The sequence below is a fragment of the Chrysiogenia bacterium genome, from assembly GCA_020434085.1.
Lineage (GTDB): Bacteria > JAGRBM01 > JAGRBM01 > JAGRBM01 > JAGRBM01 > JAGRBM01.
This window is the reverse complement of the sequence record JAGRBM010000165.1, coordinates 1-5,235: the sequence shown is the minus strand read 5'-3', so window position 1 is coordinate 5,235 and position 5,235 is coordinate 1. Positions and strand designations below refer to the sequence as shown.

At 64.3% G+C, this 5,235-nt stretch carries 3 protein-coding genes; all 3 read left to right on the top strand.

Annotated features, from left to right (window positions below; all coding sequences use genetic code 11):
• Positions 1 to 439 precede the first annotated feature (439 nt).
• Positions 440 to 1,744, top strand: coding sequence for a HAMP domain-containing histidine kinase (locus KDH09_05650; GenBank protein ID MCB0219161.1), 1,305 nt, complete (start codon positions 440 to 442; stop codon positions 1,742 to 1,744).
• Positions 1,745 to 1,834: 90 nt separating this feature from the next.
• Complete coding sequence (locus tag KDH09_05645) at positions 1,835 to 3,691, top strand: M20/M25/M40 family metallo-hydrolase (protein ID MCB0219160.1); 1,857 nt, start codon at positions 1,835 to 1,837, stop codon at positions 3,689 to 3,691.
• A 247-nt stretch (positions 3,692 to 3,938) separates the two neighbouring features.
• The coding region (locus KDH09_05640) for a GAF domain-containing protein (GenBank protein MCB0219159.1) at positions 3,939 to 5,235 on the top strand (1,297 nt) is incomplete at its 3' end.

Sequence of the window (5,235 nt, the reverse complement as noted above, 5' to 3'; positions counted from 1 at the left end):
GCCATCGCCCCGGCCAGAGCAGTGAGCCCCCAGGCGAGCACCCAGGGGTCGGGCACCACGCGCTCGGCCAGCGCCGAGAGGGCATTTCCCAGACGTTGCAGCAGTTGCATCGCGGCCATTAAAGCGCCCCCCGGCCGGCGATGCCAGCGCCGGCAAAGTGAGCGGGAACCACCTGCCGCGAAAGAAAATGCGCGCTTTCGAAAAAAACTGAAAATTAGTTCTCGCGGGTCCGAGACAGCGGAATTGTAATTGAAGCGTGAGATGGCTCACGCGGGGAAGTGTCTCGTTTTGCCGCGCTGTACCGTGAGAGAAAGCCCATTTTCTGGTAACCTGTGAACAAGTGTAAACAGTGTGTCAGGGGACCAATTGACACAAAGCCTTTCTCCCGACCGGATGACAGACATGGTGAAGGCGGGATGGTAGCGGAGAGGGTGGCATCATGAAGATCGTAGACATCCCCAAGGTGGGACACGAAACCTCCGACCTGTTCATTCGCGCGGTGCTGAGCGCCGGATTCGCGTTGGCGGCCTTGAGTCTGGGTGCGCGTTCCTGGCCGGTATGGGGCGCAATCGGCTACTTCGCCCTGGTGGTGCTGCAACTGGCGGTGCGCGGCCGGATCAATCTCGAAGCCCAGTCCCTGATGCGTTACTTCCAGGTGGCGGCCGACGCACTCGTCATCACGGCCATTGTGCAGATGACCGGCGCGAGCACCACGGTGGCCGCCGCCGGTTACCCGCTCCTGGTGCTCGGCGTGTCCATGGACTGGGGCGTGAAATTCGGGCGGGCCTCGGCAATCTGCTCGGGCGTGTTCTATGCGGCGCTGCTGGGCCTCAACTTCACCGACATTCTTCCCTACGATCCCTACATTCGAAGTGCCTCGCACCTCGATTTCATTCTCACGCACAACGTGATCTTCCAGAACGGTCCGCGCTGGGCGCCCTTTGCCACGGCGGGCGCCGGCGTGATCGGCGTGATCTTCGCGAGCTTCATGGCCGGCAAGACGCTGGTCGAACAGCGCGAGCGCGTGCAGCAGCAGCTCGTCGACATGGCCAGCCGAAACGCCGTGGCCGAAGTGATCACCGGCGTTGCCGGATCGCTGCTCAATCCGCTCAATGACGCCAGGTCCGTTGTCGACTCGGCCGCCAAGGAAATCCGGCAGATCCGCGACCACGCGGGCATCAACACCAGGTACGCAGAGTCCGACCTCGAACTGGCGGGCCAGATTATCGGCCGCAGCGCCGAGATGCTCCGCCATCTGGGCGAGCTCGTGCACCTGCCCGCCGATTTCCGCGACGCACTCGACATGAACGACCTGATTCGTCTGGCCAAGCAGGAACTCGTTGGCGAATATGGCTCGCGCGTGTTTTCCATCAAGGAACACAAAGCACGCGCCCTGCCCCCTGTGCGCGGTGATGTGACCCTGCTCTATCGTTGCGTCGTGCAGCTTCTCGAGCGCGGCCTTCGCTCGCTTCCCATCGGTGCCGGTCAGATCGACGTGACGACCTTCGAGCACGGCGGCCGCGTCGTCATGGTCTTTGCCGATCAGGGCCCCGGCTACAGCGAGCGCGAACTGGCCGAGCTGCTCGACCCCGGCACCGCCGGTTACATGAGCAAGAGCGACGGATCGCTGGGCCTGGCGCTCGTGCGCGAGGTCGTGCGCTTCCACCAGGGACAACTGGACATCCAGAGCCAGCCGGGCGAGGGAACCCGCGTACGCATCGAGCTGCCCATCGCGGCGGCGTAGGACGAAATTCAGGGCCAACTCACAAACCCGGCGGTTCTCCGCCGGGTTTTTCTTTACCCTTCACCGCGCTCTCGCCTACGATTGCCCGTTATGAATAAGACTTCCCCGCGGCCGCTTGGCCGGGCCCTCACCCTTGTCCTCCTCTCGCTTGTTCTCGGCGCCTGCGCGCGCTTTGGTGCGAGCCTTCCGGCAAAGCTCGATGCCAAGCCCGATACGGTGCAGCTTCGCAAGGACGTGGAATATCTGGCGGCCGAGCGGCTCGAAGGACGCGGCCTTGCGAGCCAGGGGCTCGAGCAGGCGGCCAAGTATCTCGTAAAGCGTTTCGCCGAGGCGGGCCTCGAGCCCGGGGGGCCGGAGGGCTCCTACTACGAGCGCTTCGACGTCGTCATTGCGAAGGGCCCGGGCGTCCGCACCAGCGTGGCGTTTGCCGTGGGCGAGCCCGACGCGCCCGAGGCCGGCGCCGGCAAGGAAGTGGTCTTCGGCGTGCGCGGCTACGACTTCGTGCCCGCGGGCTTTTCTTCCGAGGGTGAATTCCGCGCGCCGCTGGTATTCGGCGGAAGCTGCAGCACCGCGGCCGGCAGCGATGACTTCGAAAAGCTCGACGTCACGGGCAAGGCCGTGCTGTGCCTGCCGCCCGCAAGCGGCGCGGCGACCCAGGGTCACCCCGGCCCGGCCAATCCCGATCGCTACCGCGCGTTCAATCTCCGGCAGAAGAAAGCCGTTGCTGTGCTGATCATCAGCGCGGCCAAGGATTCCGAAGACGGCGAACCGCTGCCGGACTTTCGCCCCTCGCCCATGAATACAGAGATCGGCATTCCCGTGGGCTACGTGCGGCGCAGCGTCGTCGAGCGCATGCTGGCGAGCGTCGGTGACGGCGCCATCAAGCTGCAGCCCGGTCCGGCGATCGATGTGCCGGAAGTGACCGTGAGCGGGCAGGTCGAACTGATGCGCGAGGCGATCAGCACCCCCAACGTCGTCGGCGTGCTGCGCGCGAGCGCTCCTGTCGGAAAGATTGATGACGAGTTCGCCCTGCTCGGCGCGCACTACGATCACCTGGGATGGGGCGGCGCGGGTTCCATGGTGCCCGACGAGCGCGCCATTCATCCGGGCGCCGACGACAACGCCTCGGGCGTGGCGGTGCTGCTCGAGGCGGCGCGCCTGCTCTCGGCACATCCCGAGCGCCTCAAGCGCGATGTCTACTTCGTCGCCTTCGCCGGAGAAGAAGAGGGCCTGCTCGGCTCGGCCGCTTTCGTGAAAGCGAACAAGGCCCGCGACTTCGTGGGCATGGTGAACCTCGACATGGTGGGGCGTCTTGGTGACAAGCGCCGGCTCTACGTGTTCGGCGCTCCCTCGGGAAAAGAATTCACCGACGTGGTTGAAAGCCTGGCAAGCGCCTACGACTTCAAGCTCGAAGTTTCCGGCGAGTCCTACGGTCCATCAGACCACGCGAGTTTTCTTGCAGCCGAAGTGCCCTCGGTGCATTTCTTTACCGGCGCGCACAGCGACTACCACCGACCCAGCGATACGCCCGAGAAGCTCAACTACGAGGGCATGGGCGATGTCGCGGCTATGACCGCCCGGATGGTGCTTGCCTTGGCGAGCGATCCCTACCGCCCGACCTGGGCGCCCGACCTTGGCGCCGAGCCCAAAGGCGGCGAGGGAGAGGGAGACCTGCGGGGCTACGGCGCGTGGTTCGGATCGGTCCCGGATTTCGCACCGGTCGAGGGCGGCGGCGTGCGGTTGGCCGCCATTCGTCCGGGCAGCCCGGCCGAGGTGGCCGGGGTGAAGGCCGGGGACGTCCTGCGAAAGCTCGGGCCCCACGAAATCCGCAATCTCTACGACTTTACCTACGCCCTGCGCTCGCACCAGCCAGGCGAGACCCTCGACGTATTTGTGGAGCGAGAGGGCAAGCTGCTCAAGCTGGAAGTGACCCTGGGCGCCCGGTAACCCCTTGAAATTCCTGAGTGATCGCTTGCGCCCTGCGGGGCGGGCGGGTCATAATCGCGCCACGCTCCAACGCGAATCCTGATTTCGTGCGCCGCGGGCGGGGAAACCGGCGGCACGGGACTGGCTTGGAAGCGCCGGGATAGTCGTGGTCACCAAGAAGAAAACAAAGAAGGCCGCAGCCAAAAAGCCCGCCGGGAAGAAAAAGGCTGTCAAAAAAGCCCCGAAGAAGGCGGCCCGGAAGCCCGCGGTGAAAAAAACCGCGAAAAAGGCCTCCAAAAAGGCGCCGAAGAAGCCCGCCACGGAAGCGGGCCTTTCCGAACGCGTCGAAGAACTCGAGGCGCAGAACCGGCGCAAGGCCTACATCATCGCTTCGATGAAGGAGATCGGCCACGCCCTCTCCACGACGCTCTCGCAGGAAAACCTGCTCCAGCTCATCATCTCGAAAACCACGGACCTGATGGAGGCGGACCGCTCGAGCCTCTTCCTCGTCGACCGCGATGCCGGCGAGATCTGGTCGCTCATCGCTCAGGGCGACAACATGCAGGAGATTCGCCTTCCCATCGGGAAGGGAATCGCCGGCACCGTTGCCAAGACCGGGCGTACGGTCAACATTCCCGACGCCTACGCGGACAAGCGCTTCAACCCCGAAGTGGACAAGCAGACGGGTTATCGCACGCGCTCGATCCTCTGCATGCCCATGCGCTCGCACGATGGATCGATCCTGGGCGTCATCCAGGTGCTCAACAAACTCAGCGGTCCCTTCACCGCCGATGACGAGACCCTGCTCGACGCCCTTGCTTCGCAGGCGGCGCTCAGCCTCCAGAACTCCGAGTTCTACACCGAGCTGCAGACCCAGCATCTCGATCTCGTCATGGCGCAGGCGCGCCTGCAGGCGAAGATCGGCGAAATCGACATGCTCTATGAAATCGAGCGTGACGTCAGCCGTTCGGACAACGTCGAGGAGCTTCTCGACGCCATCATGCAGAAGACCATGAAGTTTATGAAGGCCGAGGCCGGCTCGGTGCTGCTCAAGGAGGAGGGCACCAACCAGCTCTTCTTCAAGGTCGCCATGGGCGAGAAGGGCAACGACGTCAAGCATGAGCGCCTCAAGCTCGGCGAGGGAATCGTCGGCTGGGTTGCCGAAAAGGGGGAGCCCCTGCTGGTCTCCGACGCCTACCTCGACGAGCGCTTCCGCAAGGACATCGCCGAAAAGGTGGGCTTCCCGACCAAGTCGATCATCTGCGTGCCGCTCATCGTCGAGGACGAGATCATCGGCGCCATGGAGCTCATCAATAAGGTCGATGAGAACGGCAAACCGCTCGACGAGTCCTTTACCCAGGACGACGCCAAGCTCCTGCAGCTCATCGGTTCGCAGGTGGCCAAGGCGGTCCACGTCACCCAGCTTCGCACCGAGCAGGAGCGAAACGAGCGCTTGGCCACCATCGGTCAGATGATCTCGGGCCTGATGCACGACATGCAGACCCCGATGACCAGCATCGTGGGCTTTGTCGAGCTGATGGGCCTTCCCGACTGCGACGCCAAGG

Excerpts from the sequence above, each read along its gene's own strand:
- KDH09_05645 (MCB0219160.1), top strand. The coding sequence starts at position 1,835 with ATGAATAAGACTTCCCCGCGGCCGCTTGGCCGGGCCCTCACCCTTGTC.
- KDH09_05650 (MCB0219161.1), top strand. The coding sequence starts at position 440 with ATGAAGATCGTAGACATCCCCAAGGTGGGACACGAAACCTCCGACCTG.